This window comes from Pseudomonas sp. KBN10P06128 (genome assembly GCF_037574945.1).
Classification (GTDB): Bacteria; Pseudomonadota; Gammaproteobacteria; order Pseudomonadales; family Pseudomonadaceae; genus Pseudomonas; species Pseudomonas aeruginosa.
The window spans coordinates 4,112,097-4,135,329 of sequence record NZ_JBBELR010000001.1; the positions used below are offsets into that span (position 1 = coordinate 4,112,097).

The window sequence follows — 23,233 nt, forward strand, 5'->3', positions numbered from 1 at the left end:
TTTTCCGAAAAGGGCCGACGCATTTCGCGCCGGCCCGTCGCTTCAGGCGTCCAGCGCGGCGGCCGGACCGAAGAACTCGTAGTGGCATTGCTGCGAGGGTACGCCGAGGTCGGCCAGGTGGCGCTTGACCTGCGCCATGAAAGGCCGGGGTCCGAGGAAGTAGGCGTCCAGGTCGCGCTCCTGCGGCAACCAGTCGGCCAGTTTCTCGCGGCTCAGCAATCCCTCGGCGTCGGCACTGTCGCCGGCGCGCGGTTCGCTATAGCAGAAGAAGTGCTCGACCTGCTCGTGCTGCGCCGACACGTCTTCGATCCAGTCGCGGAAGGCATGCACGCCGCCATGCCGGGCGCAATGGATGAAGCGGATCGGCCGCGCCTGCGGCAGCGCTTCCTGCAACATGGCCAGGGCCGGGGTGATGCCGACGCCGGCGGTGATCAGCACCAGCGGCTTGTCGCTGTCACGCAGGACGAAATCGCCAGCCGGCGGAAACAGATCCAGCTCGTCGCCCTCGGCGACCCGGTCATGCAGGTGATTGGAGACCCGTCCACCCGCCTCGCGCTTGACGCTGATGCGGTATTCGCGGCCGTTGCTGGCAGCGGAAAGCGAATAGTTGCGGCGCACTTCCTCGCCGTCGATGTCCAGCCGCAGGCCGATGTACTGTCCCGGCTGGAACGCCAGCAGCGGCTGGCCGTCCACCGGCTCCAGGTAGAACGAGGTGATTTCCTCGCTCTCCGCCTGCTTGCGTGCCACGCGGAAGCGCCGCACGCCGCGCCAGCCGCCATCGGCCTGGGCGCTGGCGGCATACACCGACTCCTCGGCCTCGATCAGCAGGTCGGCCAGTTGCTGGTAGGCCGCGCCCCAGGCTTCGAGGACTTCGTCGGTGGCGATCTGTTCGCCGAGGACCTCGCGGATCGCCCGCAACAGGCAAGTGCCGACGATCGGATAGTGTTCGGGCAACACCTGCAGGGAGACATGCTTGTTCACCACCTTGGCCACCAGCGGGCCGAGTTCCTGCAACTGGTCGATGTGCCTGGCGTACATCAGCACGCCATTGGCCAGCGCCCGCGGCTGGTCGCCGCTGGCCTGGTGGGCCTGGTTGAACAGCGGGCGAACCTCGGGGTACTCGCCGAGCATGGTGCGGTAGAAATGGGTGATCAGCGCTTCACCGCCGGTCTCCAGCAGCGGTACGGTGGCTTTGATGAGGGCACGTTGGGCATTGGACAACATAGATGACTCCTGACGCATGCAAGGTTTTGTTTCACCTCGAAGCATTTCAGGAAGCGTGCCAAGGCAAACTACCAGAATTCACGGGCCTTGCAGGCCGGCATAGGTCATAATGACTGCAACCATTCAGAGTCATTAGGACTGCAAAGAGGTCGAAATGACCACCAATCCCTTGCTTGCCACCCTAATCCCGCTGGTTGCCGACCTGTCCCGCGACCTGCCGGAAGACGAACGCTACCGCCGACTGCTCCAGGCCCTGCGCGACCTGCTGCCCTGCGACGCCACCGCGCTGCTGCGCCTGGACGGCGAATACCTGATCCCGCTGGCGGTGGACGGCCTCAGCCCGGACACCCTCGGCCGGCGCTTCCGGGTCGGCGAACATCCGCGCCTCGAGGCTCTCCTGGAGCGCCGCGGGCCGACCCGCTTCCCCGCCGACTGCGGCCTGCCCGATCCCTACGACGGTCTGGTGGAAGGCCTCCACGGCCACCTGGAAATCCATGATTGCCTGGGCTGTCCGCTGTACCTCGACGACCAGCCCTGGGGCTTGCTGACCCTGGATACCCTCGATCCGTCGCGCTTCGCCAGCGCCGACCTGGATACCCTGGAGGCCTTCGCCAGCCTCGCCGCCGCCACGGTCAAGGCCAGCGAGCGGATGCGCGACCTGACCCGCCGCGCCGAGGACGAGCACCAGCGCGCCGAGGCCTATCTCGAAGCCGCTGGCGAGCGGCCACGGGAAATGATCGGCCAGAGCGCCGCGCACAAGGCGCTGCTGGAAGAAATCCGCCTGGTCGCCAACAGCGACCTGAGCGTACTGATCACCGGCGAGACCGGGGTCGGCAAGGAACTGGTGGCGCAATCCATCCACCGGCATTCCATGCGCAGCGGCAAGCCGATGATCAGTCTCAACTGCGCCGCGCTGCCCGAGACCCTGGTGGAAAGCGAATTGTTCGGCCATGTGCGCGGCGCCTTCTCCGGCGCGGTCAACGAACGGCGCGGCAAGTTCGAACTGGCCGACGGCGGCAGCCTGTTCCTCGACGAGGTCGGCGAGTTGCCGCTGGCGGTGCAGGCCAAGCTGCTCCGCGTGCTGCAGAGCGGGCAGTTGCAGCGGGTCGGCTCCGATCGCGAGCACCGCGTCGACGTACGCCTGATCGCAGCCACCAACCGCGACCTGGCCGAGGAAGTACGTGCCGGGCGCTTCCGCGCCGATCTCTACCATCGCCTCAGCGTCTATCCCTTGCGCGTGCCGCCGCTGCGCGAGCGCGGCCGCGATATCCTCCTGCTGGCCGGCTACTTCCTCGAGGAAAACCGACCGCGCCTGGGACTGCGTAGCCTGCGCCTGGACCACGAGGCCCAGGCCGCGCTCCTCGACTATCGCTGGCCGGGCAACGTGCGCGAACTCGAGCACCTGGTCGGCCGCGCCTCGCTCAAGGCCCTCGGCCACAATCCGGAGCGGTCGCGGATCGTCACCCTGCATCGGCAGGATCTCGACCTGCCCGCGGAAACCCCCGCGCCACCTCGCAGCGTGGTCGAGCCCGCGCCCGCCGCGCCAACGACCGGTCACTCGTTGCGCGCGGCCACCGACGCCTACCAACGCCACCTGATCCAGGACTGCCTGGCCCGTCACCAGGGAAGCTGGGCCTCGGCTGCACGCGAGCTGGGCCTGGATCGCGCCAACCTGGCGCGCCTGGCGCGCCGCCTGCAACTCAGGTGAACGACCGCCCGGTCGGAGCAGACCGGGTCCGGCGCGCAAACCTGCTACCATGGCGCCCCCATTCCGGTTGTCCGATAACCCCGATCCAGAGCGCACTACAGTGGAACTCTTCAAAGAATTCACCTTCGAATCCGCCCATCGCCTGCCCCACGTCCCCGAAGGCCACAAATGCGGGCGCCTGCACGGCCACTCGTTCCGTGTCGCCATCCACATCGAAGGCGAGGTCGATCCGCATACCGGCTGGATCCGCGACTTCGCGGAAATCAAGGCGATCTTCAAGCCGATCTACGAGCAACTCGACCACAATTATCTGAACGATATTCCAGGCTTGGAAAACCCCACCAGCGAAAACCTCTGCCGCTGGATCTGGCAACAACTCAAGCCGCTGTTGCCGGAACTCTCCAAGGTCCGCGTCCACGAAACTTGCACGAGCGGTTGCGAATATCGGGGCGATTGATTCGCCCGACTCTCCCCTGGCGCTTCGCCATCTGCTCTAAAACGGGCTTCCACACAACGGGCCCGTTCTGCCATCTCTCTCCCATGGGTTGTACGAAGCATTATCCCCACGGACATAAAGGTTTCATATTCTTCCGGGAAACATCCGGCAAGCTGTCCCCACAGTCCGTTAGTCAATAAAACCGTGCAACTATATTGTTCTTCCAGTAGATAAAGACTTATCCTTTGCCGCGGACACGGAAAGTCCGTAAAGCCACTATAAATGCACCAAAACCCAGCACCATATTTTTAGAACGGGAGTGAAACGAATGTCCAAACTTGCCGAGTTCCGCGAGGCAGAGCGCAAACTTCAGGAGCAACTGGCCCTGCTGGAAAAGCTGAAAAGCGACAGCAGCCTGAAGCAGGAACTGGAATTCAAGGACAAGTTGCAGGCGTTGATGGACAAGTACGGCATGACCCTGCACAACATCATCGCCATCCTCGACCCCAAGGCTCCGGTCACCGTCAGCGCCGCTCCGCAGCGCCGTGCCCGCGCCCTGAAGGTCTACAAGAACCCGAACAACGGTGAAGTCGTCGAAACCAAGGGCGGCAACCACAAGGTTCTGAAAGCCTGGAAAGAACAGTACGGTTCCGAAACCGTCGAATCCTGGCTGCAACGCTAAGCCGGTTTTCCCGACGGCATCCTGCCGATGCCGTCGGAAACCCCACTGGCTACTTTCGCTCCCCTCCTCGCCAGATCAATTCTGCGACTTCGATTCGCAAGCGCTCCTGATCTTCTGCGCCGCCAGGTTGTTCTCCACCCCCGGCAGGTTCTCCAGCAGACACTCGTAATAAGCCTTTTCCCGCGACAGCAGGAAGGAGCCGTCGTTATACAACTTGTCGCAGGCCTGGGTGATGAAGTGAACCGCCACCCCGCTCTTCGCCGTGCGTTGGTAGTCGAGTATGCATTGGTCGTAGTCCTTGTCGTCGGCGAGAGTGGAAAGCGGAAATAACAGCAGCAGGGGCAGCAGGAACTTCATGGCAATGGTATCCATGGGAAAGTTGTGCTCCAGCATGGACGAGCCGGCTCGGAGTGCCAAGCCGACCATGAAGTAAAATTTTGCACTTGTTTACAGGCCGGACCAGACTGGCCGTTCTTCGCTGCGCGAATGCGACAATGGCGGGCCGGGGAGCCGAATCGCAGGCGTCCCGAGCGGATTCGGTTTCCCGGCCGCCTGGCGGCAACTCGCTCCATCGACGGGCACCGCCCTCCGCCGAACTCTTCCGGCAAACGGGTGCTGCCCGATCCGCATCCGCTTCAATAGGCCGCTACGAACAGGAACGACAACTGTAGATTGAGCATGGGCGACAACATATTGTTCAGTTCCAGAAACTCCACCGATACTTGCCGCTGCTCCGCTTCTATATCCTGCAACAACCGACTGAACGAGGCTGGCTCCAACTGCCCGCGAACCTGGGCCTCGATACGCGCGATCGTCCCTTGCTTCTCGAAGCCGCGAGGAAGCAGTACGCTCACTTCCGCGTCAGGGACGCCCGCCAGGCGAACCCGCTCGGTCAGCCAGGCCTGCACATCGGCCCTCGCCTGCGACGCATTCGGCGCCTGCCAGAAGCGCTCTCGCTGAAGGTTCAGGACCTGCTCCGCCTGCATCGCCCGCTCCGGCCAGGCGGTCTGCCGGGAAACGTCCTGAAGCTTGAGCCATTCCCCGGCCAGACGACGATATTCCTCCCCTCGTTCCTCCCTCCAATCCATGCTGAGCATGACCAGATGCACAACCAGCAGCAGGCACAGGCTCCAGATGGCCATGCGCAAGAGTGGTTTTTCCTGCCATTGTCGTTGCAGGTTCCGCCCCTGGAACTGCAGTGATCGCTGGAAGTCCGACATCAGGCACCCTCCCCCGGCGTACGCAGGACCAGGCTCAGCGATAGCCCCTCGCTCTGCGAAGGTTCCACCCTGACATCTTCGAAACTCCCAGACTCCATGAAACGCCGCACATAGAGACGCGGGTCGACACTGTCGGTGCCAATCCGCAAGTCCAGCTCGGAGCCTCGATAGCGCCAGGCGAGCAACCGACTGTCCTTCGGCAACAGTTCCGCCACCTGTCCCAGCAGCGCCACCTGCGAGCGATGCTGCAAAGCGCGCCCCAGCTCCGTGGCCATCCGATTGGTCTGCAAGGCCTGGTTGCGTGCGCTGAGGATCGGCGAGACCTGGTCGCTCAGCTGGTCGTACTGCGTTCGCAGCGCACGCTCGGCCCACCACCAGGACAAACCTTCCCCCAGATTGAATCCGCATCCCAGCAACAGGGTGGCTATGAGCCCATGCGGCAACCAACGCTCCCATCGCAGCAGCGTTGCTTCCGCCGCCGGAACGGCCCAGGGACGGCCCAGCGACTCTCCAGGCTCGGCAACCAGGCTCTCCGGGATGCGTATTCCCGCCAGCCCCCGGAGCAACCGAACCCATTGTTCTGGCTGGGGTGGGCTGGGAAAGAAATGGCTCAGGACAAGGCAGTCATCTCTCCAGACCTGCAGATCCAGCCCGGAGCGAACCCGAAGCAGCCGAACCGTCTCGCCTTCCGCGACCGACCGAGGGGGAGCCTGCAGGAGGGATTCGGGGATACAGCGATAACGCCGAGGTTGGTCGACGCAGTCTTCGGCAACGGCCTCCCGGACCTCCTCATCCCAGAACCAGACCAGAGCATGGCCACCCCGCCAGGCTACGTAATGGCCTGCGCGGCGAAAAGGCGCCAGGGCGGCAAGCTTCAACGCCAGTGCCTGATACCGGTCAGAGCGCGGCACATGATTGAGATCGAGACAGCGATAGACACACCACGCCCGATCCACGATCCACTGCGCTGGGGCGCGCCGCGCCAACCCTGTACCTCTACGTACCCACTCAAGCTGCGCCCGGCCATCCTTACCACGGCCTTGCCACAAGCGGGGCGGCAAGAACCCCGGGGGCGATATCGGGATGCAGCGGAGGATTCGAGTAGCGATCATTTATCTTCACGGACCTCTTCGAGAGAAGCTGCCAGGGTGGCAGCAGGCGGTGCTCTGAGTTGAAGCGGACCTCGTATTCCGTCCCCTGCTCGGCTCCTGGCGGGTAGAGCCGAATCGACAGGACCGGACTGGCCAGGCGCGCCCAGCCATCCTCGGGAACCAGCCTCGCATGCCCCCCGAGGACGTCATGCAGGTCCGACATCCGGGTGAACGGACGCTGCCAGCGGGCTTGCAGCAGTCGGCCGACAGCGTCCTCCGGTAGTCCCCAGGCAAGAGACAGGATTCGGGCATCCGCGGTGTTGATGTTCAGCGCCGCCTCGTCCGCCGCAACCAGATCGCGCCAACCGGCGTCGAGCAAATGCGCTTCCCAGGGGCGCCAGGCCTCCAGCCGGAAGACTTCCATCACCGAGCGCAACGGACGGCGCCGGGCCTGGCCCGGAGAGGACCTGTCGCTGGCTTGCGCGGCGCTACCCAGTCGTGGAGCGGCGCCGGGATAGAGATAGCTGAACCATTGGGCGACCATGACCTGCACCTGCTCGGCGGGAACCCCCAACCCCGCCAGCAGCCTGGACAGTACCCGCGGATCGATGCCGGAAAGACTGAGGCGCGCGGAGCGATCGAGCAGCGCAATGCACCAGCCATTGGCCATGCAGAACTCCCGGCCATCCAGAGGCAGCTCCCCGCCAATGGGCAGGATCGAAGTGTCCATGTCCACCTTGCTCGGCGCGGCGCCAGCATTTCCCGGTACGCTCAGGCCCGCGACGGTATAGCGCTGGGTAGCCACCAGCCATTGGACCCGCGCCAGCAAGGCATGCTCCTCCAGCTCACGAAGCAGCGCCTTGCGCCGGTTTTCCGTGGCATCCAGCGAGCGCCCGACCCAGAGTACAGCGGCACTGGCCAGCAGGGTCATGATGGCCAGGAACCAGACCACTCCGACCAGAACGAAGCCAGACGAGCGGGCAGACGCCGCATGTCGGCATGCGCCATCAGAAATCATGTTCGGCGGGCCTCGCTCTGGGCAGCGCGACCGCGACAAGGACAAACAGGCGCTCCTCGGGAGCCGCCAGTGCCATCGCCTCGGGAAGGGTATCGGCCAGTTGCGCGCTCGGCGGCCAGTCCCGGAGCCACTGGCCGTGACCGTCCAGATAGCGGAAGCGAGCTTCGCCGCGCAGATGCAGGAGGGGCCAGCGACTGTCCTCCAGCCTTCGCACATAGATCAACTCGGTCCGGTCCTCTCCTGCCCGCCGCTCGAGCCGGAAGGCCAAGGGCGTCGGGATGCCCGCACGGCGATCCAGGGCCGCGGCAGACATGGCCTCGAAACTGAGTTCGTCCCCTCGCAAACGCCAGCGGACCTCGCCAGCCTCGGGAGCGACCAGGTTCTCCACCGCATCACGGAACCAATCGAAGGTCAGCGCCCGGACCTGTCCGCGCCCCAGGTTCTGGTGCAAGGACTGGTTGGCCTTGCTGGCATAGCTCAACCCTTGCATGAGCAACGTGCCGATGAAGGAAACGACCAGCAGCACCACGATCATCTCGAGCAGGGTGAATGCACCCTGTTTTCGTCGCGAGCGGATCATGGTCCATCACCCAGTCGCGCTGGGATGACCACGTAACCGGGAAGCTCCAGTTGCAGCGCCTGCGGCGTTCCATCGCCGGCCCGGATGCTGGCGACGACCCTGAACAAGGTCACGTCGTAGATGCCCGGACTGCCGCTATGGCGGCCCACCGCCGCTTTCGATGCGGACAGTGGCGAACTTCGCCACTCCAGCCGGTAATGCCCCAGCCGGACCCTGCCTGCGGGTTCGAGCGCAGGGTTCATGCGCTCCAGATAGGCCATCGCCACCCGGGCCGTCTCAATGCGCAGCTCGGCCGCCTCGACCCGCTGCATGCTCCGAAAGGCACTGTTGAGCCAGGCGAAAAGCGCACCGCCGACCACTGCCAGGAGCGTCAGCGCAACCACCGCCTCCAGGAGCGTGAAGCCTTCCTGCCGCGCCGGCATCAGCGGATCGTCCCGGGCGCGCAGAGGGGTGGCTGAAGCAGCAGCGTATATGTCGCGCGCCCATGATGGACCTGCAACTTTCCGCCCAGGCAAACTCCGTTTGCCATGTAACGTATCGGCGGCCGAGCAGTAACCGTCCAGCCATCGGGCAGTCGCAGCAACTGCTCGGGAACCGCCCCGCTCTCATCAATGAGCAGCTCCCGCCCGTCGCTGCGCACGCGATAGCCCAGGGTCTGCAATTGATTGAACAGATCGTCCAGCGCGGTCCTGCGCGCCCAGGTCTCCTGCATCCTCACCAGGCCGGGCAACGCCACCGCAGCAATGGCCCCGACGAACACCAGCACCACCAGCAGTTCGAGCAAGGTGAACGCGGCCTGGTCAACGTTTGGGCGCGTAACCGACATCGGCATCCAGGCCTTTCCCACCGGGCTGCCCATCCGCGCCCTGGCTGTAGAGAGTGAAGGGTTGTTCGGCACTCGGCCTGTCGCTGTACAGGTAAGGCCGGTTCCAGGGGTCCAGCGGTACGCCGCCCTCGAGGTAGGGCCCGTGCCAGAAGGCCCCGAGACGTTCATCGGAAGGCGGCGTGTTGAGTAGCGCCAGGCCTTCTTCTTCGGTCGGCAGCCGGCCGATGTCCAGGCGCATGGTGAGCAACGCGCCCTTGAGCATCTTCACCTGGGTATCCGCCGTCTGCGCCTTCGCCTTGTCGGCCTGACTGAACAGTCGCGGCCCGACGAGCCCCATCAGCATGCCGATAATCACCAACACCACAATCATCTCGAGCAGGGTGAAGCCCTGTTGTGCAGCTCTGTTCATACGGTTTCCACTTCACGTCTCATCCAACCAGCCGCGGCATCGATACCCGGCATTCAAAGCACCATGTCGTTGGCGCTGGTAATCGCCAGTACCACGCCGGTAATGATCAGGCCGAACACAGAGCCGATCAGCAGGATCGCCAGAGGCTCGATCAGCACCAGGGCCTTTTTCATTCGCGCCTGCCCGGCCTCTCCATAGAGCGTCGCCAGGCTCTGCAGCATCTCCGCGAGCTGCCCGGAGGCCTCTCCAACCCGCACCAGGCTCGAACCGATGGACGTGACCGCCTGGCGCTCCTCCAACGCTGCCGACAAGGCGATGCCGGCCCGCACATCCTGGGTGACTCGCTCCAGGGTCCGGCGCTGCCGGGCAATGCGGACGCCATCGGCGGAAAGCGCCAGGGCCTCCACCAGCGGCACACGATTTCCCAGCAGGGTTCCAAGCACCTTCGACCATTGCGCTATTTCCGCCTGCATCAACCATTCCCCGACTACGGGCAGGCGCACCAACTGGTCGAGCGCATGGGCGCGGAGCGCCGGATTGCGCAGCGCCACGGCAATGCCGCCAGCAAGCAGCAGGACGGCGAACGCCAGCAAGCCGGAACTCTCGTTGCTCCATACCCCGATGCTCAGCACTGCCCAGGCAAGCCACGGAAGCTGGGCGGTCTCGTTCAGGAGATTGGCGAATTTCGGAACGACGAAGACGAACAGGGTCGCCACGGCGAGCACCCCGCTGAGCACCAGAATCGCAGGGTAGATCAGCGCCCCTTGCAACTCGGCGCGGGTTCGCCGTTCGTATTCCATCTGCGTGGCACAGTCCCTCAGGGCTCCTGCGAGGTTTCCGGTCATCTCGCCGGCCGCCACCAGTTGATATACATAGCGCGGCAAGTCGAGGCCGGCGCTCTCCAGCACTACGGGAAAGGATTGCCCCTGGCGCAGACCATTGGCCATCGCCTGCAGGGCGGAAATCAACTTCGGGTGGCGCGCGCCTCGCTCCTGGGCCTCCACCGCGTCGGCCATGCTCACTCCCGCCGCGAGCATGGTGGCCAGCTCGTGGATGGCCATGTTCAATTCCTCGGCCTTGAGCCGACGTCGCGAGCCCAGGTTGCGGCGTTTCACCTCCAGGCTGAGCGGGGTGAGCCCCTGGCGCTGCAACTGCCGCAGCGCATCCTGGCGCGTGGGGAGGCAGAGTTCGCCACGAACGCGCCTGCCCTTGCGATCGACGGCTTGGTAGATGAAATTCATGGACTTAGCCGCTGGTCACGCGATGCACCTCGTCAAGACTGGTCATACCCAACCAGGCCTTGATCAAGCCATCTTCACGCAGATTGCGCTGTCCCTGGCTGGCGGCAAGCCGATGCATCTGTTCGAGGGAAGCTCTCTGCACGATCAGGTCGCGCATCTCGGAAGACAGATCGACGAGTTCGTAGATGCCCACACGGCCGCTGTAGCCGGTACCTTCGCAGCGGCCGCAGCCTCGCGCCACGCGCCATTGCGCTGCCTGCCCCGGGAACAGCCGCGCGGTGGCCGCCTCGGTCGCTGCCAGATCGGCCGCAGCAAGGGTTGGCTCGCAAGGTTCCGCGCAGTGGGCGCACAACCTGCGCACCAGTCGCTGGGCCTGGACACCGCGCACCGGCGAAGCCACCAGGAAGGGTTCCACGCCCATGTCGATCAAGCGCGTGAAGGCACTCACCGCATCGTTGGTATGCAGGGTCGAAAGCACCAGGTGACCGGTGAGCGAGGACTGTACGGCGATCTCCGCCGTCTCCAGGTCGCGTATCTCCCCGATCATGATCACATCGGGATCCTGCCGCAGGATCGAGCGCAAGGCGGCAGCGAAGGTCAGGCCGATGTCGGCATGGACCTGGACCTGGGTGATGTTGGGCACCTGGTATTCCACGGGATCTTCCACGCTGATGAGCTTGCGCACGCCATCATTGATTTCCTCCAGCGCGCCATAGAGCGTCGTGGACTTGCCCGATCCGGTGGGGCCGGTCACCAGGATGATGCCGTGGGGTTCCGCTACCCATGCACGCATCCTCCGCAAGTGGTCCGGGAGCATCCCGAGCCGGTCCAGGCGCAACCCCTCGCGCTCCTTCGGCAACAGGCGCATGACCACCGATTCGCCATGCACCCCTGGCAAGGTGGAGACCCGCACGTCGAGCTCCGTACCGCTGACCCGGATGCTCATGCGTCCATCCTGCGGCAACCGTCGCTCCGCGATGTCGATGGCGGAGATCAGCTTGATCCGCGAGACGACCGCCGCGAATCGCTCGCGGGGAAGGCTCAGTTGGTCGTGCAGGACGCCGTCGACGCGGAAGCGGATACGGAAGTCGAACTCCCGGGGTTCGATGTGAATATCCGAAGAGCGCTTTTCCATGGCCTGGCTCATCACGTTGTTGACGAGTTCGACTACCGGCGCCTCCTCCGCCAGCTCCCGCAGGTAGCGGATGTCTTCGCTGCCGTAGGCGTGCCGATCCGCACCTTGCCGGGCCAGGTCCAGGGAGTGCTCCAACCAGCCGTCCAGATCCTGGGAGCGGCACAGCACTGCTTGAATCGAGCGCTCCGGATAGAAATAGCCCAGGGTTTCGCGTATCGAAGGAGATAACGGATCACGCGCCGCGAACAGCAGTTGCTCGCCCTCCTCCCAGACCACCAGTTGCTCTTCGACGAACCAGTCGGTATTGATCGGGGTACTGAGCAGGAATGCGGCGATGGACTCTTCGCTCGGCTTCCGCAGGTCGTCCCCCACCAGCGGCAACCGCAGTTGCTCCGCCAGCACCTGCATGAGGGTATTTTCCGAGATGGCTCCGGAACGCACGAGAATACCTCCCAGGCGGCCGCCAAGCCGGCGTTGCAGGTCGAGCGCCCGCTCGAGTTCCTGGCCGCTCACCAACCCGCGTTCGAGCAAACGCTGCCCCAGCGGTATCCACTCGGCCGTCACCTGCGGGCCCGGGGAAACGGCCTCAGAGGACATCTGCAAAACCTTCCTGTACCCGACGGAACCAGAGGAAGCCCGATGAACAGACCAGCAGCGACGCAACGCAATAAACGCTGAAGACCCCAAGGGTCGGATAGGGAGCATCGAAAAGGATCGCCCTGACCATTTCCACCGGGATCGTCAGCGGATTGAGGTACAGGTAGGGCTGCATTACCGGTGGCAAGGATGACAGCGGATAGAACACCGGGCTGATGAATAGCAGAAGCACCAGGAGAAACTGGACGAACTGCCCTATGTCGCGAACATAGACCCCGAGCCCCGCGAGGAACCACGCCAGCCCCGTCACGCAGAGCAGGAAGGGGAGCAGGGCAAGCGGTAGCAGGACCAGTTGCCAGCCCGGCTCGACGCCGCTGAAGAGAAGAAAGATACAGAGCACCAGGTAGCCGAGCATGGCGTTGAAGAAAGCGGCCAGCAGCGGTGTGAGGGGGAGTATCTCCAGGGGAAAAACCAGCTTCTTCACGTAGTTGGCGTTGGCCTGGATGATAGTCGGGGCCCTGGACAGGCTTTCAGCGAGGATCCCGTTCAGCAGGAGTCCGGAAAACAGGGTCAAGGCGAAGGAAAGCGTGCTCTGGCTTCCACCCCAGCGCGACTTCAGCACGAAGCCGAAGACAAACGTATAGATCAGCAAGAGCAGGAACGGCGAGACGATGATCCAGATGCGGCCCAACATGGCGTCGCGATAACGCAGTTCGACCTCGCGCCGGGTCATGACCAGCAGGAGCCTGATGCGACTGGCGAGACTGGCCGGTACCAAGAGGGAACCACTCACAGAAAAACTCTCCACGGCGAAGAAGAACAGAACCCGCTAACCATGAAGGATCGAAGCGAGCGGGGCCATCAGCCCCCACTACTTCTGGCGTAAGGTTTTTCTGATTCAAGAAGAGTCTTCAGAAGGCCGGAGCAAGCCGGCACTCTCGCCAACTCGATCTCCCATCGGCTCCGTACCTGCTGGAAAGCACGTGGGTAACCCCGGCAATGGCAACGACTCTCAAGGTGTGGGGCCGGACTGCGCGGAGTGCACCCTCGATTCAGCAGCCAGCGGCAGTGAAACCGGGACGAAAGCAAGACTCATCCTGCAATCGGGGCGATTTCTTCATAGCGCTGGAAAACCTGGCTCAGTGAAACGAAAGCACGCACTGAGCGCCCCGTACGCCAGGGACTGGCAACCTGCACGCCGACCCGGCCTGGGGCGGCATGGCGAGTTCGACGAATACGACTCGGCGCGCCACCTGCCCCTGTGCCCGCGCTCAAGCGACGCCGCGGCTGCCAAGGGGTTGCAGCGACCTGCGTAGACGGCAGGCGGAAGCGCTGGCGGACGCGATCGGCGCTCTCCCCGCCGTCATGGTTGAGTTTCGGATTGCGTCCGATAGCTCAGCGGATCACCCCGGCGCGCACCGTCAGCGGCCAACTGACCCGATAGCGCGTCTGCGGGTCGCCCCAGGCTTCGCGCAGCTCATCGACGAACGCGGCGCCCGGATCCTGGCCAAGGGCCTTGCCGGCTTCCTTCACCGCCGACCAGGTACCGACATAGCCCAGCAGTTCGTCCAGGGTCCAGGCCACCTCGATGGCCAGGTCCGGCAGGCGGCGCTCCTCGAAGGGGAACGGCAGATTGCGGTAGCCCTCCTCCACGTGGCGCCGCTCGGCAGGCCAGTAGGGGCCGACGACCTGGTGGTAGAAGTGCTGGACCAGCGGTTCCATGGGGCCGTCGACATGCAATACGCCATAGGTAACCAGAGCCAGGATGGCGTCCGCACGGGCCACACGCCGGACTTCCTCGTAGAAGCGCGGCAGGTCCAGCCAGTGGGCGGCCTGGGCGACCGTCACCAGGTCGGCGCTGGCCGCCGCCAGCCCGCTTTCCTCGGCCAGGGCCACGCGATACTCGACCCGCTCGCGCGCCTGCGCCTTGTCGATCTGCGCGGCGCTGGCGTCGGTACCGACCACCCGTTCGAAACGCTCGGCCAACAGCACCGTGAGCTGTCCGGTGCCGCAGCCGCAGTCCAGGGCCAGGCGGGTGCCGGGGCAGAGCGCGGCCAGCTCGTCGACCAACCGCGCCGGGTAGGTCGGACGATGTGCGGCGTAGTTCGCCGAACCGGTGGAGAAATGATCCTTGAAAGGTGCCGTCATGGGACTCTCCCGAAATGATCCCGGCGACCACAGGGACCATGGCCGTCCAGGCTGCCGCCTTACACTAGGCGAATCCCGTCGATACGGAAACACGACTTTCGGTCACCTTGGAGCACCGTCTCACTACTGCATGCGGTGCAGCAATCAACTGCAAAGAACCTACCTGGTCATCCCCGGATGCTTCATTAGACTGCCGGAACGACGAACGCAGCCAAGGAGACCGCCATGCCCAGTCGCATCACCCTCAACGCAAACGGAGGCCCCGAGGTCCTGCGCCTGGAGCAAGTCCAGGCGCAGCAACCGGGCCCCGGCGAGGTCTGGCTGGAGCAGGCCGCCATCGGCGTCAATCCGCTGGACCTCGGCCAGCGCTCGGGAGCGGCACCGATTCCGCTGCCGTCCGGCCTCGGCCTGGAAGGCGCCGGGGTGGTCGCCGCGCTGGGTCCGGGAGTCTCCGGACTGGCGCCGGGCGACCGCGTCGCCTATGCCACCGGCCCGCTGGGCGCCTATGCCAGCGCCCGGCTCTACCCCGCCGAGCGCTTGCTGAAGCTGCCCGACACACTCGCTTTCGAGGACGCGGCGGCGCTGCTGTTCAAGGGCATCACCGCGCACTACCTGCTGCACGCCACCTACCCCGTCGGGCCCGGCACACGCATCCTGCTGTACGGCGCGGCGGGCGCCGTCGGCCAGTTGATGGCGGCCTGGGCCCGGCACCTGGGCGCCTGGGTGATCGGCGTGGTGTCGAAGGCGGAAAGCGTCGAGCGGGCCAGGGCTGCCGGCTGCGACGAGGTGCTGGTGTTCGACGCGGCCAGTCTCGCCGCCCAGGTCGCCGAGCTGACCGCCGGGCGCAAGGTCGATGTGGTCTACGACCCCATCGGTCGCGCTACCTTCGAGGCATCCCTGGACAGCTTGCGTCCGCGCGGCCTGCTGGTGTCCTTCGGCGCTACCTCCGGCGTGCCGCCAGCCGTCGAAGTCGCCACCCTCAACGCCAAGGGTTCGCTGTTCCTCACCCGTCCCTCGCTCGCCGCCCACACCGCCAACCCGGAGGAATACCGGCTACGCGCGCAGGCTGTGCTGCGCGCCCATGCAGACGGTGTCATCCAGCCCCGGGTCTGGCGGCGCTACCCGCTGGCCGAGGCGGCCGTGGCGCATACCGATCTGCTGGAGGGACGCTCGCAAGGCGCGCTGGTACTCTTGCCCTGACCCACTCGCAAGAGGCGCATGCATGCAACCGTTCGACAGCCGGCAGGCCGATGAAGTCGCCACGCTCCTGGCCCTGGCCGAGCACGGTTCGTTCGCCGCCGCCGGCCGCGCCCTGCAACGACATCCCTCGGTGCTCTCGAAGCGGCTCGGCGCACTGGAGCGTCGCCTCGGCATCCGCCTGGTCGAACGCACCACCCGGCAACTGCGCTTCACCGATGAAGGCGAGCGCCTGGCGAGCCGCTTCCGCCAGGCCGTCGACCTGCTCGACGAGGCCGAGCACGAAGCCAGCCTGGGCGCCGCGCAACTGCGCGGACGCCTGCGCATCGCCCTGCCGTCGGCGATGGGCCGGCTCTGGCTCGGTCCGCTGCTGGCGGAGTTCGCCCTGGCGCATCCGCAGGTGGTGCTGGAAACCGACTATTCGGAGCGCTTCGTCGACATCATCGCGGAAGGCTTCGACCTCGCGATCCGGGTCGGCGAACTGGCCGACAGCCGCCTGGTGGCCAGGCGGCTGTGCGCCCATCGGCGCATCCTCGGCGCCGCTCCCGACTACCTGGAGCGGCATGGGGTACCGCGTATCCCGGCCGACCTGGCGGCACACAATTGCCTCGGCTTCAGCGGACTGCACTCGTACCCGGAGTGGAAGCTGACCCGCCAGGACGAACAGCAGCCCGTGCGGGTACGCGGCTCGATGGTCAGCAACGACAACGAGGCCCTGCTCTGCGCCGCACGCCAGGGCCTGGGCATCTTCGCCGCCGGCGAGTGGCTGATGAGCCGCGACCTCGAAGCCGGCAGGCTGGTACGGGTGCTGCCGGAGTGGCAACTGGATGCCGACGCCGGCGTCTACCTGGTGCGCCCCTCAGCGCGCTACGCCACGGCGGCGGCCAGCGCGTTCCGCCAATGGGTGGAAGCGCGGTTCGCCGCGGGCCCGCCCTGGCAGCGCCAGCGGGACTGAGCGGTATCCGCGAGCGGCTCGCCGAGGATCGCGCCGCCTCCCGCCCCTCGCTCCCGGACAATCCGGATACCCTCCCGCCAGCATGCGGATAGCCAATGACCCGCCGGCCGGTTCCTACTAGGCTGGTTCGCTTCGCTTTCCCGTTTTCCCACTCCAACAACAACCCGATGAGGAATCCAGGCATGGGACAGTACGTCAGCATCGCCGCGTCCGACGGCAGCGGCCGGTTCGACGCGTATCTCGCGCTCCCCGCCAGCGGCAAGGGGCCGGGCGTGGTGATCGGTCAGGAAATCTTCGGCGTCAACGCGAACATGCGCGCGGTGGCCGACCTGTACGCCGAAGAGGGCTACGTGGCCCTGGTCCCCGACCTGTTCTGGCGGCTCCAGCCGGGGGTCGACCTGGGCTACGACGAAGCGGCCTTCGCCAAGGCCATCGAGCTGTTCCGGCGCATCGACCTGGACGCCGCGGTGGACGACATCGCCGCCTGTATCGAGCACCTGCGCCAACGCGAGGAGGTGGTCCACGCCGGGATCGGCTTCGTCGGCTTCTGCATGGGCGGCAAGCTGGCCTACCTCGCCGCGACGCGCACCGACGTCTCCTGCTCGGTGGGCTACTATGGCATGGGCATCGAGGCGCTGCTCGACGAGGCGAAACAGATCAAGGGCCGGCTGGTGCTGCATTTCGCCGAACAGGACGCCTACTGCCCGCAGCAGGCCCGCGACGCGATCCTGCCCTGCCTGCGCAACCTGCCCAAGACCGAGTTGTACCTCTACCCCGGCGTCGATCACGCCTTCGCCCGCGTCGGCGGCATGCACTTCGACAAACCGGCCTACCTGATGGCCCACGAACGCAGCATCGCCGCCCTGAAGCGGGAGATCGGGCCGAACTTCGACCTCTCCGCGCTGTGGGACGAGCATGTGCGCCACGAGTTCGATACCCGCGACGTCGCCGCGACCATGGCGACCATGGTCGCCGAGCCCTACGTCAACCATGTCCCGACCCTCACCGGCGGCGTCGGCCAGCGCGAACTGAGCCGCTTCTACCGCCATCACTTCATCCACGGCAACCCGCCGGACATGACCCTCACGCCGATTTCGCGGACGGTGGGGGCGCTGCAGGTGGTCGACGAGTTCGTCATGCGCTTCACCCACAGCTGCGAGATCGACTGGCTGCTGCCCGGCGTCCCACCCACCGGGCGCTTCGTGGAAATCCCCATGCTCGGCGTGGTGCGCTTTCGCGGCGACCGCCTGTACCACGAGCACATCTATTGGGACCAGGCCGGCGTGCTGGTGCAGATCGGCCTGCTCGACCCGCAGGGCCTGCCGGTCGCGGGGGTGGAAAGCGCGCGCAAGCTGCTCGACGAAAGCCTGCCGTCGAACCGCCTGATGGCGCGCTGGGCAGCCAGCGAAGGACTCGGCCTCTAGCGGCCGGCTAGCCGCCGAGCAAGGCGCAGAAACGCGCCAGGTCGACGTTACCGCCGCTGAGCAGGATCCCGACCCGCTTGCCGCGCAATTCGTCCTTGCGCTGGCGGGCGGCGGCCAGGCCGAGGCAACCGGTGGGCTCGACCAGCAGCTTCATCCGCGCGGCGAGGAAGCGCATGCCATCCACCAGTTCGGCGTCGCTGGCGGTGAGGATGTCATCGACGTTGCGCTGGATCAGCGGGAAGGTGAGATTGCCCAAATGCTGGGTCTGGGCGCCATCGGCGAGGGTCTGCGGCGTATCGATATGCACGATGGCGCCGCTGCGCAGCGAACGCTGGCCATCGTTGCCGGCCTCCGGCTCCACCCCGTAGATCCGGCAGGCCGGCGCCAGCGCGCGGATCGCCAGGGCGCAGCCGGAGAGCAAGCCGCCGCCGCCGAGGGGCGCGAAGAAGGCGTCCAGCGGACCGACTTCTTCGAACAGTTCCTTGGCCGCGGTGCCCTGCCCGGCCAGCACGTCGGGGTGATCGTAGGGCGGGATCAGGGTCAGGCCATGGCGCTGCGCCAGGTCGCGGCCGATCTGCTCGCGATCTTCCGTATAGCGGTCATAGAGCACTACCTGCCCGCCGTAGCCACGGGTCGCCTCGATCTTCACCGCCGGCGCGTCGGCCGGCATCACGATGGTCGCCGGGATCCCCAGCAAGCGCGCCGAGAGGGCGATGGCCTGGGCGTGGTTGCCGGAGGAGAACGCCACCACCCCGGCGGCACGCTGCTCGGCGGAAAACCGCGACAGCGCGTTGAAGGCGCCGCGGAACTTGAACGCTCCCATGCGCTGCAGGTTTTCGCATTTGAAGAAGACTTCCGCGCCGAGTTCTTCGTCGAGGGTACGCGAGGACATCACCGGCGTGCGGTTGGCATGCCCGGCGATCCGCGCGGCGGCGGCGATCACATCGTCGTAGGTAGGCAGGTCGTGCATGGTCGGTTCCTTGAACGCGGGAAGGATGACTGGCCGGCGCCTCGCGCAGGGCGCATGGGCGAAACGCCCGTCCGCCGACCCGCCACAAGATTACCAGTGGGAAGCCGCCAGCAGAGCCTCGGCGAACGTATCGCGGGCGCCTGGAGAGCGAAGGCGTGCGACTGGTTCCAGCGGACGGGCTCGCCTGACCGATCAGTCGCGACTGGCGAACGAATCAGCCGTGAGCTGTTGACAGGACTCGTGTGTTGAAAATACTCTGCATACATTGCTGCACACAGCATGGAACACAACGAAACACGCAGCGATAGGTTATTTGCCCTTCTGCCTACAAGAACAAATCAACGGAGAGGTCAAAATGGTTCGTTTGCTTCCTCGCTCCATCCGTCACCTACTGGTCTGTGCGGGTGCCCTCGGCATCCTGCTCGGCCACGCCCCTTCCCAGGCCGCCGACGATGCTTCTCTGTGGCAGAACGTACAGAAGGCCGGCGTGCTACGCTGCGGCGCCGCGGTCGCCGCGCCGTATGTCATGCGCAATGCCGGCAGCGGCCAATACAGCGGTTACTTCGTCGACCTGTGCCGCAACTTCGGTGAGAAAGTGCTGAAGGTCAGGGTGGAATTCGTCGACACCAACTGGGACAACCTCGTCGCCGGGCTGCAGAGCGGCAAATGGGACCTGGCCATGGCCCTCAACCAGACGCCGGAGCGGGCCCTGGCGGTATCCTTCTCCGCACCAGCGACCGATTACCAGGTGTCGCTGGTGGTCAACAAGGAAAACCCCAAGTTCAGCGGGGCAGGCAACGCCATCGCAGATTACGACAAGCCCGGTGTGACCTTTGCGGTGATGTCCGGCACAGCCCAGGATAAGGCGATTTCCAATGTCGTCAGGCAAGGCCGCGTGATGCGCCTGCCAGGCATGGACGAAACCCGCCTTGCCCTGATGTCGCGGCGTGCCGACGTGCTGGTCGATGCCAGCGACACCAACCATCTGTACACGCTGGCCAACGCCTGGGCGAAAGAGGTCCTGCCCCGGCCGGCGCTGGCCAAACAGGGCGTCTCCTTCGGTATGCGCCGCGACGTTTCGGCAGCGGACCTGCAGGTTCTCAACATCTACCTGACCCAACGCCGCGAGACCGGCGAGATCGACCGGCTGGTGGACGAGGCGTCCGCCCAGGTCAACGCCCAGGCTTCCGCCCAGTAATCCTGCTCAGCAGATCCCGACTCGCATAGCGGGCTGCCTCCCCACTGGCGGCCCCGGAGAAGTCCTGCAATGAACATTCCCCGTTTGGTGGCTACCCAGCCACAGGTTCCGCTCGCCTCGAACATCTCCCTCGACGGCGACTTCATCCAGTTGCGCGGCGTCCGCAAGGCGTACGGCGAACAACTGGTGGTAATGGACGACATGAACCTGGACATGCGCGCCGACGACCGCCTGGTGATCATCGGCCCGTCCGGTAGCGGCAAGAGTTCCCTGCTCCGGGTGCTGATGGGCCTCGAAGGCATCCAGGGCGGCACCATCTCCTTCCAGGGCAAGCCCTACATCAATGGCGAGCGACGCCACGGCAAGCCGCTGGACGAATCCCTGCGTACGCAGATCGGCATGGTCTTCCAGCACTACACCCTGTTCCCGCATCTATCGGTGCTGGGCAACCTGATCCTCGCACCATGCAGGGTCCGCGGCTGGTCCAGGGCCGAGGCCAGCGCAAAGGCCCACGCCTACCTTGCCCGCCTGGGCCTGGAAAACAAGTTGCACGCCTACCCCAGCCAGCTTTCCGGCGGCCAGAAGCAGCGCGTGGCGATCGCTCGCGCGCTGATGCTCGAACCCCGGCTGATGTTGTTCGACGAAGTCACTTCGGCGCTCGACCCGGAGATGGTCATCGAGGTGCAGAACGTGATGCTGCAACTGGCCGAGCAGAAGATGGCGATGATCATCGTCACCCACGACATGCATTTCGCCCGTCACATCGCCACCCGAGTGGTGTTCTGCGCGAATGGCAAGGTGGTCGAGCAGGGCCGCCCCGAACAGATATTCAGCCAACCCAGGGAAACCCGCACCCGCGAGTTCCTGGAAAAGGTCGTGCACCTGGACTGAGGAGGCGGCGTCGTGAACTACCAGTTCGATTTCCACTTTCTCGGCGGCAGCCTGCCGGCATTGCTCGATGGCCTGAAGGTCACTCTGGAGTTGGCGCTGGTGTCGAACCTGATCGGTCTCGTCGCCGGATTCGGCCTGAGCCTGATGACGCTCAGTCGCTGGTTCTTCATCCGCTGGCCGGCGCAGTTGTTCGTCGAATTCTTCCGCTGCACCCCGGCGCTGCTGCAGATCGTGTGGTTCTTCTACTGCTTGCCGATGCTCTTCGGCCTGTTCATCGAGCCCATCGTCATGGGCTTTCTGGCCCTGGGTCTGAATCTCACCGCGTTCAACGCCGAAGCCTACCGGGCCGGCGTACAGGCGGTGCCGCGCGAACAGCTGGATGCCAGTACCGCCCTCGGCCTCAAGCCCTGGCAGCGCACGCTCCACGTGGTGCTGCCACAGGCCCTGCGCAGCGCAGTACCGGTGCTGATGACCAATGGCATCGGCAGCCTGCAGCAGAGTGCTCTGGTGGCTATCGTCGCGGTTTCCGACCTGATGTACGTGGGCAAGAGCCTGGCCACCGAGGCCTACCGTCCGCTGGAAACCTACACCCTGATCGCCCTCGTCTATTTCGCCCTGTCGCTGCCCGTCGGCCAGTTGGTGCAGTACCTGGAGCGGCGCCAGGATCTGGCCGTGCAGCGCTGAGGAGAAACCGCCATGCAGCTCGACTTCACCCTCGTTTTCGCCTATTGGCATGTGCTGCTCAAGGGCCTGGGCCTGACCCTCGCTTTCACCCTGGGCTGCGCATTGCTCGGCAGCCTGGCCGGCTTCGGCCTGGCCCTGCTGCGCAACGTACGCAGCCGTCTGCTGAAGGTCCCGGCGATACTCTTCGTCGAATTCTTCCGCGGCACGCCATTACTGATCCAGCTGTTCTGGGTGTTCTTCTGCTTTCCGGTGGTGTTCGGCCTGGATATTCCGCCCTACGTCTCGGTGGCCATCTCCCTGACGCTGTTCATGACGGCGATCACCAGCGAGACCTTCCGCGGCGCGCTGAAATCCATCGCCGCCGAACAGCACGACGCCTGTGTCGCGCTGGGCCTGACCATGCGGGTCAAGGTGTTCTACGTGGTTTTCCCGCAGGCCCTGCTGCGCGCGGTTCCACCGCTGCTGTCGAACCTGGTCAGCCTATTCAAGGAGAGCGCTCTGATCTCCTCCGTCGGCGTCGCCGACCTGATGTTCGTCGGCCAGAACATTTCCAACAGTACCGCGCGGCCAGTGGAGTTCCTCTCCGCCGTCGCCGTCATCTATTTCCTCGTCGCCTTCCCGCTGACCCGCCTGGTCGGCGTGGTCGAGGCGCGGATGCTCAGACGCTTCGCCTATTGACCCACCCCACCGAACCGGAGACGCACCATGCACATGCAAGGCATCCTGCCCGCTCTCGTCACGCCCTTCGACAAATCAGGGGCCGTCGATCACGACACTCTCGCCTCGATCATCGAGTACCAGCTCGAGGCTGGCGTCAGCGGCTTCGTACCCCTGGGCTCCACCGGCGAGTACTACGCCCTGACCAACCGGGAGCGCCGCCAGGTGCTGGCTACCGTCAAGGAAGTGGTTGGCGACCGCGCCCTGCTGATCGCCGGCGCCAACGGCTCCTGCACCCGCGAGGTGCTGGAGCAGGTCAGGCAGACCGTCGATGCCGGCTACCACAACCTCCTCATCGCCCCACCCTACTATGCACTGCCGTCGCAAGCCGAGCTGATCCAGCACTACAAGACCATTCTCGAGGCCTTCCCCGAGATCAACCTGGTGCTCTACAACTACCCGGTGCGCACCAACGTGGAAGTCGGCTACGAGGTGCTCGGCGCGCTTGCCGACCACCCACGCGTGATGGGTATCAAGGAGAGCAGCGGCAACCTGCTGCGCGCCATCGAGATAGGCGAAACCTACAAGGGCAGGCTGCAACTGTCCTGCGGCTCGGACGACCAGGCCCTGGACTTCTTTATCTGGGGCGCCAGCAGTTGGATCTGCGGGCCGGCCAACTGCTTCCCGGACCAGGTGGTGGACTTCCACCGCAAATACGTCTCCGGCGACCTGGCCGGCGCACAGGCCGTGGTGCGCTCGCTGTTCCCGGTGATGGCCAGCATGGAAGCCGGCAAGTTCGTGCAGAAGGTCAAGTACGGCTGCGAGCTGGCCGGCTTCGCCGCCGGCGAAGCGCGCGCCCCGCTACTGCCGCTGAGCGATCAGGAGAAGACCGAGTTCCGCAAAGTCTTCGAGGCGTCCCAGCGCTGAGCACCCCCGCACCGG

Annotated in this window: 25 protein-coding genes; 11 read left to right on the forward strand and 14 right to left on the reverse strand. The window is 65.4% G+C overall.

Annotation, left to right across the window (positions count from 1 at the left end; genetic code table 11):
• Positions 1–42 precede the first annotated feature (42 nt).
• Positions 43–1,224 carry an NO-inducible flavohemoprotein gene (gene hmpA / locus VQ065_RS19075; RefSeq protein ID WP_003090503.1) on the reverse strand — a complete coding sequence of 394 codons (1,182 nt, stop codon included), beginning with the start codon at positions 1,222–1,224 and terminating at the stop codon, positions 43–45.
• A 154-nt stretch (positions 1,225–1,378) separates the two neighbouring features.
• Between hmpA and norR the strand changes: the two genes are divergently transcribed.
• From norR to mvaU, 3 genes are all read left to right on the forward strand, one after another.
• Positions 1,379–2,932 (forward strand): nitric oxide reductase transcriptional regulator NorR, encoded by a 1,554-nt coding sequence (gene norR / locus VQ065_RS19080; protein ID WP_003090504.1) that lies wholly within the window; start codon positions 1,379–1,381, stop codon positions 2,930–2,932.
• 100 nt (positions 2,933–3,032) lie between these two features.
• Positions 3,033–3,389, forward strand: coding sequence for a 6-carboxytetrahydropterin synthase QueD (gene queD / locus VQ065_RS19085; protein ID WP_003090505.1), 357 nt, complete (start codon positions 3,033–3,035; stop codon positions 3,387–3,389).
• A gap of 307 nt (positions 3,390–3,696) precedes the next feature.
• Entirely contained in the window at positions 3,697–4,050 is a 354-nt protein-coding gene (gene mvaU, locus VQ065_RS19090; RefSeq protein ID WP_003090506.1) for a histone-like nucleoid-structuring protein MvaU, read from the forward strand.
• Positions 4,051–4,125: 75 nt separating this feature from the next.
• On the opposite strand, the gene VQ065_RS19095 is transcribed toward mvaU, so the two are convergent.
• The 12 genes from VQ065_RS19095 to VQ065_RS19150 all read right to left on the reverse strand — a co-directional run bounded on the left by VQ065_RS19095 (position 4,126) and on the right by VQ065_RS19150 (position 14,315).
• On the reverse strand, positions 4,126–4,422 hold the full coding sequence (locus tag VQ065_RS19095; RefSeq protein ID WP_009877656.1) for a VF_A0006 family four-cysteine protein: 297 nt from the start codon (positions 4,420–4,422) through the stop codon (positions 4,126–4,128).
• A 263-nt stretch (positions 4,423–4,685) separates the two neighbouring features.
• Positions 4,686–5,270, reverse strand: a complete 585-nt coding sequence (locus VQ065_RS19100; RefSeq protein ID WP_003090511.1) for a GspMb/PilO family protein — start codon at positions 5,268–5,270, stop codon at positions 4,686–4,688.
• Complete coding sequence (locus VQ065_RS19105; RefSeq protein ID WP_003090512.1) at positions 5,270–5,653, reverse strand: hypothetical protein; 384 nt, start codon at positions 5,651–5,653, stop codon at positions 5,270–5,272. Before VQ065_RS19105 ends, VQ065_RS19100 begins: the two co-directional genes overlap by 1 nt.
• Positions 5,654–6,299: 646 nt before the next feature.
• Positions 6,300–7,379 (reverse strand): type II secretion system minor pseudopilin, encoded by a 1,080-nt coding sequence (locus tag VQ065_RS19110; RefSeq protein WP_003138906.1) that lies wholly within the window; start codon positions 7,377–7,379, stop codon positions 6,300–6,302.
• Positions 7,369–7,959 carry a PulJ/GspJ family protein gene (locus tag VQ065_RS19115; RefSeq protein ID WP_003090516.1) on the reverse strand — a complete coding sequence of 197 codons (591 nt, stop codon included), beginning with the start codon at positions 7,957–7,959 and terminating at the stop codon, positions 7,369–7,371. Before VQ065_RS19115 ends, VQ065_RS19110 begins: the two co-directional genes overlap by 11 nt.
• The gene (locus VQ065_RS19120; RefSeq protein WP_003090517.1) at positions 7,956–8,381 is read right to left on the reverse strand and encodes a PulJ/GspJ family protein; all 426 of its coding nucleotides are present in this window, start codon (positions 8,379–8,381) and stop codon (positions 7,956–7,958) included. Before VQ065_RS19120 ends, VQ065_RS19115 begins: the two co-directional genes overlap by 4 nt.
• A complete protein-coding gene (locus tag VQ065_RS19125; protein WP_031629818.1) occupies positions 8,381–8,791 on the reverse strand; it encodes a hypothetical protein in 411 nt (136 codons plus the stop codon). The genes VQ065_RS19120 and VQ065_RS19125 overlap by 1 nt, the downstream gene beginning before the upstream one ends.
• The gene (gene gspG / locus VQ065_RS19130; protein WP_003090519.1) at positions 8,760–9,194 is read right to left on the reverse strand and encodes a type II secretion system major pseudopilin GspG; all 435 of its coding nucleotides are present in this window, start codon (positions 9,192–9,194) and stop codon (positions 8,760–8,762) included. Before gspG ends, VQ065_RS19125 begins: the two co-directional genes overlap by 32 nt.
• Positions 9,195–9,247: 53 nt before the next feature.
• Positions 9,248–10,435 carry a type II secretion system F family protein gene (locus tag VQ065_RS19135; protein ID WP_003090520.1) on the reverse strand — a complete coding sequence of 396 codons (1,188 nt, stop codon included), beginning with the start codon at positions 10,433–10,435 and terminating at the stop codon, positions 9,248–9,250.
• A 4-nt stretch (positions 10,436–10,439) separates the two neighbouring features.
• Positions 10,440–12,167: a GspE/PulE family protein gene (locus VQ065_RS19140; protein WP_003090521.1), complete on the reverse strand. Its 1,728-nt coding sequence runs from the start codon at positions 12,165–12,167 to the stop codon at positions 10,440–10,442.
• Entirely contained in the window at positions 12,157–12,960 is an 804-nt protein-coding gene (locus VQ065_RS19145) for an ABC transporter permease (protein ID WP_003097732.1), read from the reverse strand. The genes VQ065_RS19140 and VQ065_RS19145 overlap by 11 nt, the downstream gene beginning before the upstream one ends.
• 602 nt (positions 12,961–13,562) lie before the next feature.
• Positions 13,563–14,315, reverse strand: coding sequence for a class I SAM-dependent methyltransferase (locus VQ065_RS19150; protein ID WP_003090523.1), 753 nt, complete (start codon positions 14,313–14,315; stop codon positions 13,563–13,565).
• Positions 14,316–14,540: 225 nt separating this feature from the next.
• On the opposite strand from VQ065_RS19150, the gene VQ065_RS19155 reads away from it, so the two are divergent.
• The 3 genes from VQ065_RS19155 (at position 14,541) to VQ065_RS19165 (ending at position 17,891) form a co-directional block, all read left to right on the forward strand.
• The gene (locus VQ065_RS19155; RefSeq protein ID WP_003090524.1) at positions 14,541–15,515 is read left to right on the forward strand and encodes a quinone oxidoreductase family protein; all 975 of its coding nucleotides are present in this window, start codon (positions 14,541–14,543) and stop codon (positions 15,513–15,515) included.
• Positions 15,516–15,537: 22 nt separating this feature from the next.
• Positions 15,538–16,467 (forward strand): LysR family transcriptional regulator, encoded by a 930-nt coding sequence (locus tag VQ065_RS19160; RefSeq protein WP_003090525.1) that lies wholly within the window; start codon positions 15,538–15,540, stop codon positions 16,465–16,467.
• A gap of 182 nt (positions 16,468–16,649) precedes the next feature.
• Entirely contained in the window at positions 16,650–17,891 is a 1,242-nt protein-coding gene (locus VQ065_RS19165) for a dienelactone hydrolase family protein (RefSeq protein ID WP_023098568.1), read from the forward strand.
• Between the two features lie 7 nt (positions 17,892–17,898).
• Here the strand turns inward: VQ065_RS19165 and VQ065_RS19170 are convergent, their stop codons facing one another.
• Entirely contained in the window at positions 17,899–18,861 is a 963-nt protein-coding gene (locus VQ065_RS19170) for a threo-3-hydroxy-L-aspartate ammonia-lyase (protein WP_003090528.1), read from the reverse strand.
• A gap of 355 nt (positions 18,862–19,216) precedes the next feature.
• Here VQ065_RS19170 and VQ065_RS19175 point away from each other — a divergent pair, with 355 nt between their 5' ends.
• The 5 genes from VQ065_RS19175 to dapA all read left to right on the forward strand — a co-directional run bounded on the left by VQ065_RS19175 (position 19,217) and on the right by dapA (position 23,218).
• A complete protein-coding gene (locus VQ065_RS19175) occupies positions 19,217–20,059 on the forward strand; it encodes a transporter substrate-binding domain-containing protein (protein WP_003090529.1) in 843 nt (280 codons plus the stop codon).
• Positions 20,060–20,128: 69 nt separating this feature from the next.
• Complete coding sequence (locus VQ065_RS19180; protein ID WP_003090530.1) at positions 20,129–20,950, forward strand: amino acid ABC transporter ATP-binding protein; 822 nt, start codon at positions 20,129–20,131, stop codon at positions 20,948–20,950.
• Between the two features lie 12 nt (positions 20,951–20,962).
• Positions 20,963–21,634, forward strand: coding sequence for an amino acid ABC transporter permease (locus VQ065_RS19185; protein WP_003090531.1), 672 nt, complete (start codon positions 20,963–20,965; stop codon positions 21,632–21,634).
• A 12-nt stretch (positions 21,635–21,646) separates the two neighbouring features.
• Positions 21,647–22,312 carry an amino acid ABC transporter permease gene (locus tag VQ065_RS19190; protein WP_003090532.1) on the forward strand — a complete coding sequence of 222 codons (666 nt, stop codon included), beginning with the start codon at positions 21,647–21,649 and terminating at the stop codon, positions 22,310–22,312.
• A 27-nt stretch (positions 22,313–22,339) separates the two neighbouring features.
• The gene (gene dapA, locus VQ065_RS19195; protein WP_003090533.1) at positions 22,340–23,218 is read left to right on the forward strand and encodes a 4-hydroxy-tetrahydrodipicolinate synthase; all 879 of its coding nucleotides are present in this window, start codon (positions 22,340–22,342) and stop codon (positions 23,216–23,218) included.
• Positions 23,219–23,233: the final 15 nt, after the last annotated feature.

Bases quoted from the DNA above. Each gene is read 5' to 3' on its own strand.
- hmpA (WP_003090503.1), bottom strand. From the start codon at position 1,224: ATGTTGTCCAATGCCCAACGTGCCCTCATCAAAGCCACCGTACCGCTG.
- norR (WP_003090504.1), top strand. From the start codon at position 1,379: ATGACCACCAATCCCTTGCTTGCCACCCTAATCCCGCTGGTTGCCGAC.
- mvaU (WP_003090506.1), top strand. From the start codon at position 3,697: ATGTCCAAACTTGCCGAGTTCCGCGAGGCAGAGCGCAAACTTCAGGAG.
- VQ065_RS19095 (WP_009877656.1), bottom strand. From the start codon at position 4,422: ATGGATACCATTGCCATGAAGTTCCTGCTGCCCCTGCTGCTGTTATTT.
- VQ065_RS19100 (WP_003090511.1), bottom strand. From the start codon at position 5,270: ATGTCGGACTTCCAGCGATCACTGCAGTTCCAGGGGCGGAACCTGCAA.
- VQ065_RS19110 (WP_003138906.1), bottom strand. From the start codon at position 7,379: ATGATTTCTGATGGCGCATGCCGACATGCGGCGTCTGCCCGCTCGTCT.
- VQ065_RS19115 (WP_003090516.1), bottom strand. From the start codon at position 7,959: ATGATCCGCTCGCGACGAAAACAGGGTGCATTCACCCTGCTCGAGATG.
- VQ065_RS19120 (WP_003090517.1), bottom strand. From the start codon at position 8,381: ATGCCGGCGCGGCAGGAAGGCTTCACGCTCCTGGAGGCGGTGGTTGCG.
- VQ065_RS19125 (WP_031629818.1), bottom strand. From the start codon at position 8,791: ATGCCGATGTCGGTTACGCGCCCAAACGTTGACCAGGCCGCGTTCACC.
- gspG (WP_003090519.1), bottom strand. From the start codon at position 9,194: ATGAACAGAGCTGCACAACAGGGCTTCACCCTGCTCGAGATGATTGTG.
- VQ065_RS19135 (WP_003090520.1), bottom strand. From the start codon at position 10,435: ATGAATTTCATCTACCAAGCCGTCGATCGCAAGGGCAGGCGCGTTCGT.
- VQ065_RS19140 (WP_003090521.1), bottom strand. From the start codon at position 12,167: ATGTCCTCTGAGGCCGTTTCCCCGGGCCCGCAGGTGACGGCCGAGTGG.
- VQ065_RS19150 (WP_003090523.1), bottom strand. From the start codon at position 14,315: ATGACGGCACCTTTCAAGGATCATTTCTCCACCGGTTCGGCGAACTAC.
- VQ065_RS19155 (WP_003090524.1), top strand. From the start codon at position 14,541: ATGCCCAGTCGCATCACCCTCAACGCAAACGGAGGCCCCGAGGTCCTG.
- VQ065_RS19160 (WP_003090525.1), top strand. From the start codon at position 15,538: ATGCAACCGTTCGACAGCCGGCAGGCCGATGAAGTCGCCACGCTCCTG.
- VQ065_RS19165 (WP_023098568.1), top strand. From the start codon at position 16,650: ATGGGACAGTACGTCAGCATCGCCGCGTCCGACGGCAGCGGCCGGTTC.
- VQ065_RS19170 (WP_003090528.1), bottom strand. From the start codon at position 18,861: ATGCACGACCTGCCTACCTACGACGATGTGATCGCCGCCGCCGCGCGG.
- VQ065_RS19175 (WP_003090529.1), top strand. From the start codon at position 19,217: ATGGTTCGTTTGCTTCCTCGCTCCATCCGTCACCTACTGGTCTGTGCG.
- VQ065_RS19180 (WP_003090530.1), top strand. From the start codon at position 20,129: ATGAACATTCCCCGTTTGGTGGCTACCCAGCCACAGGTTCCGCTCGCC.
- VQ065_RS19190 (WP_003090532.1), top strand. From the start codon at position 21,647: ATGCAGCTCGACTTCACCCTCGTTTTCGCCTATTGGCATGTGCTGCTC.
- dapA (WP_003090533.1), top strand. From the start codon at position 22,340: ATGCACATGCAAGGCATCCTGCCCGCTCTCGTCACGCCCTTCGACAAA.